Origin of the sequence: Methylobacterium sp. WL7 (assembly GCF_008040085.1) — a bacterium.
Taxonomy (GTDB): Bacteria; Pseudomonadota; Alphaproteobacteria; order Rhizobiales; family Beijerinckiaceae; genus Methylobacterium; species Methylobacterium mesophilicum.
Genome location: NZ_VRVG01000224.1, coordinates 1 through 4,317, shown reverse-complemented (window position 1 = coordinate 4,317; position 4,317 = coordinate 1). Strand labels below are relative to the sequence as shown.

Sequence of the window (4,317 nt, the reverse complement as noted above, 5' to 3'; positions counted from 1 at the left end):
TCCTCCAGCGTCGCGCTGCCCCTCTCCCGACCCCCTTCGGGGGCCACCCTCCCCCGCAGAGGGGAGAGGGAGATGCGCGTGTCCCTGGCCGGTGACCTCGTCCGGCAGCGAAGTGTCAACATCGCCACCCGCTCGGCAGAGGCGAGGCGGCGCGTCGCACACGGGTCGGCCTATGGACATCGCAAGGCTCCGCAAGATTGGGGCAGCGCGGCGGGGCGAGGGACGCACGGTCATGGATCCGGTCCTGGAAGCGGGGCGCTACTCGACGATGAAGCCGACGCGGCCACGATAGGTGCGCCCGAGCGGGGCGGCGCCGACCTTGCCGTAGAGGCGGTTGACCTGCCCGAGCAGCACCGCCTGCCCGTCGGTGGCGTCGACGAAGTTGTCGTCGGGCCGGGTCACCTGCTTGGGCTCCATCGCCCGGGCGATGTAGGGGGTGCACATGATCATCAGCTCGGTCTCCATGCGCTGGTAGTCCCGGGACCGGAACAGCGTGCCGAGGATCGGCAGGTTGACCAGGCCGGGCAGGCCGGTGATCGCCTGCTTGTTGACCTGCTGGATCAGGCCGGCGGTCATCATCACGCCGCCCGAGGGCAACTCGACCGTGGTCTCGGAACGGCGCACCCGGGTGCCCGGGATGGCGGTGGTGACGCCGTCGTTCGTGTAGTTGAAGCTGTTCTGGGGATCGATCTCGGTCACATCGGTGGCGACGCGGATCGATATGCGGTTGTCGGCCAGCACAACGGGGGTGAAGCTCAACGCCACACCGTAGGGCTTGAAGGTGATCCCCGGCGCAGAACAGATGCCGCCGACACAGCTCGATGCCGCGGAAGGCACCGGAAACTCGCCGCCGGCCAAGAACTTCGCCGCCTCACCGGAGATCGCGGTCAGCGTCGGCTCCGCCAGAACCCGTGAGACACCGGCCTGCTCGAAGGCCTTGAGGGTCGCCTGCAGCGAGAAGCCGGCCCCCTGGATCGAGGCCTGGATCTGGTTGCCGGTGGGTGTCGTTCCGCCCGTGATCGGGAACGGCAGGTTGTTGGTCAGGGCCGGCGACGCCGCCGACCCGAGCGGATTCAAGGCCGACCAATTGCCGGTCATGTTGATCCCGAACTGCTTCAGGACGTTGCGGGACACCTCGACCACGGTGACGCGGAGCATCACCTGGTCCTTGTTGCGGATCGTCAGGTTGTTGATCACCGCGCCCCGCGCCCCGGCCGAGACGCCGCCGCTCGGCGCACCGGTGGCGGCCGCGGCCCCGCCCAGGCCGACGAAGGCGTTGGCGATGTCGATCGCCTGCTGGGCGTCCGAGGAGGAGTTGACCGAACCCGACAGCAGGACCGAGGCGCCCGACGAGCGCACGTCGAAGCGACCGCCCGGGATGCTCTGGCCGAGCAGTTCGCGCAAAGTCCCGAGGTTCAGGTCCCGGGCCACGGTCACGTCGAGGGCGGCGATCTGGCGGCCCTCGGCGTCGAGGATGAAGATCGAGGTCGCGCCGTCGGCCATGCCGATCACGAACACCTTCCGGGTCGAGCGGACCACCGCGTTGGCCACCGCCGGGTTGGCGACGAACACCTCCTTGGCGTCCCGCGGCAGGTCGACGATCACCGAGCGGCCGGCGGTCAGCTCGACCCGGCGGGACGAGGCGGCCTCCGCCGAGCCGACGGTGAGCACCGGGGCGGGCCCGAGCGTCGGCCGTTCCTGCCCGAGGGCGGGGCCCCCGGCCACCAGGGCGAGCAGCGCGAGGACGCGCGCCGGACGGAGGAGGGTCGGCAGGTCGGTCATGGGGATCACGGCGTCTGCTGCCGCGCGACGCCGAAGCGCACGACGGTCAATCCGGGTTCGGGCGTCTGCGCCATCGCGGCCTCGCCCGGCTGGGCTTCGGGGGGCTCGGGCGGCCGTCCCGCATCCGCGAGGCTGCGCAGCGACAGCGACAGCGAGCCGACCTTCTGGGCGAGTGTCAGTGTCTCCGCCTGGGCGGGGGTGACGGCGAGCGTGGCGGTCTCGCCGGTGACGACGTTGGTGCCGTTCTTCTCCTGGATCAGCTGACCGATCGCCAGGACGCGGATATCGGTCAGGATGGTCTGGGAGAGCTGCACCTCGCTGTTGTTGGCGCGGGAGTTCGCGTCGTCGCGAAAGGTGCGGATCACGTCGACGCGGTCGTTGGGCAGGATGAAGCCGCCGGCGGAGTTGGTGCCGCGGCTGTCGGTGACGATGGCGACCGCGCGCATCCCGGAGGGCAGGATCGCGGCCATGAACCCGCTGTCGGGCCGGACCAGCTTCTGCGCCCGGATCGGCTCGCCGGCGAGGAAGCCCGAACGCACGGAGGCGCCGACCGTCTCGTCCAGCGCCTTCGCGTTGTCCTTGCGGCTGATGTAGCCCGCCGTCATCGCGGCGTCCGGCCAGGGCTGCCAGCGCAGGTCCGCGGCCCGCAGCACCTGGCCCATGGGCATGTCGGCGGCGGCCACCAGCACCTCGGTCACCGGAGGCGGCGGCGGCAGCTCGGCCTTCGGGGCCGGCGGCGGCGGAGGCGGGTCGCCGCCGCTCATCAGGAAGGCCGCCCCGCTGCCCGCTGCGAGGGCGATGCCGAGGACGGCGAGACGGGCTGGATTCATCGCATCGCCACGCGCCGGAGACGGCCGAATTGCCGTCCATCCCCGGACCCTGCGGGGCCATTCGTGTACTTATGGTTAAGGTATTATAACTGTCCCGGTCGGATACGGTCCGGAAACGGGGCGGTTGCCGGGTCGGTCACAACCGGCGCGATCTCTCACGCGCGGCTCAATCCTGGCCGTGGCGCAGCATCCGCGGCTGCAATAGTCTGCGGCCGAACCCGCGTCAGAATCGGGTGCTCGGATCATCCGGGCAAAACATGCCGGGGAGTGACATGATCAGGACATTTGGCGGTGCGGTGCTGGCCACCGCCCTGGCTCTGGGCTCGGGCCCGGCGGCCGCACAGGGTGCCGCGGCCGGCGCCTTCTCGGGCAACGCGCTGCGCATCGGCGTGCTCAACGACCAGTCCGGCCTCTATGCTCAGTTCGGCGGCCAGGGCTCGGTGGAAGCCGCCCGGATGGCGGTGGAGGATTTCGGCGGCAAGGTCGACGGCGTGCCGATCGAGATCCTCGCGGCCGACCACCAGAACAAGCCGGACATCGCCTCGGGCATCGCCCGGCAATGGTACGACCGCGACGGCGTCGACGCGATCATGGAATTGACCACCTCGTCGGTGGCGCTGGCGGTCCAGGGCCTGTCCCGCGAGAAGAAGAAGATCACGATCACCACCGGGGCGGCCTCCAGCGACCTCACCGGCAAGGCGTGCACGCCCTACGGCTACCACTGGGCCTACGACACCCGCGCGCTGGCGGTCGGCACCGGCGGCGCGCTGACCCGGGCCGGCGGCGACACCTGGTTCTTCCTCACCGCCGACTACGCCTTCGGCTCGGCGCTGGAGGCCGATACCAGCCGCGTGGTGCTGGCCAACAACGGCAAGGTGCTGGGCAGCGTCCGCCACCCGCTCTCGAACCAGGACTTCTCCTCGTTCCTGCTCCAGGCGCAGGGCTCGAAGGCCAAGGTGATCGGGCTCGCCAATGCCGGGCTGGACACCTCCAACGCGATCAAGCAGGCGGCCGAGTACGGCATCGTCGAGGGCGGCCAGAAGCTCGCGGCCCTGCTGTTCACCCTCTCGGAGGTGGAGGGGCTCGGCCTCAAGGTCGCGCAGGGCCTGACCCTGACCGAGGGCTGGTACTGGGACGCCAACGACGAGACCCGCGCCTTCGGCCAGCGCTACATGAAGCGCACCGGTCGGATGCCCAACATGATCCAGGCCGGCACCTACTCGGCGGTGCTGTCCTACCTGAAGGCCGTCAAGGCCGCCGGCACCGACGAGACCGAGGCGGTCAACGCCAAGCTCAAGGCGCTCCCGGTGGACGACGTGTTCGCCCATGGCGGCACGGTGCAGCCGAACGGCCGCATGGTGCACGACATGTACCTGTTCGAGGTCAAGAAGCCGGCCGAGTCGAAGGGCCCGTGGGACCTCTACAAGCAACTCGCGACCATCCCGGGCAAGGAAGCCTACGCGAGCCCGGCCGAGAGCGGCTGCCCGCTGACGGCGGCGGCGAAGTAATAGGCGCTCTTATCGTGAGGCGAGGGCCGTCAAGGATTTGAAGGCTCTTGCTCTTGCAGAACGCGACGCGCTCCCTTTCCCGCACGGGCTACGATATTCTCACATCGCTGCCGGATTTGGGCCAAGGCTAACCCCAGACGCGTCTCCCTCCCCCCTCTGCGGGGGAGGGTGGGCCGGCCTTCAGGCCGGATCGGGAG

Annotated in this window: 3 protein-coding genes; 1 reads left to right on the top strand and 2 read right to left on the bottom strand. The window is 70.0% G+C overall.

Features of this window, described 5'->3' with window-relative positions; genetic code table 11:
* Positions 1–258 precede the first annotated feature (258 nt).
* On the bottom strand, positions 259–1,782 hold the full coding sequence (locus FV233_RS28275; RefSeq protein WP_147899501.1) for a type II and III secretion system protein family protein: 1,524 nt from the start codon (positions 1,780–1,782) through the stop codon (positions 259–261).
* A 5-nt stretch (positions 1,783–1,787) separates the two neighbouring features.
* Positions 1,788–2,612 (bottom strand): Flp pilus assembly protein CpaB, encoded by an 825-nt coding sequence (gene cpaB / locus FV233_RS28270; RefSeq protein WP_147899500.1) that lies wholly within the window; start codon positions 2,610–2,612, stop codon positions 1,788–1,790.
* A 272-nt stretch (positions 2,613–2,884) separates the two neighbouring features.
* Between cpaB and FV233_RS28265 the strand changes: the two genes are divergently transcribed.
* The gene (locus FV233_RS28265; RefSeq protein WP_147855399.1) at positions 2,885–4,120 is read left to right on the top strand and encodes an ABC transporter substrate-binding protein; all 1,236 of its coding nucleotides are present in this window, start codon (positions 2,885–2,887) and stop codon (positions 4,118–4,120) included.
* Positions 4,121–4,317: the final 197 nt, after the last annotated feature.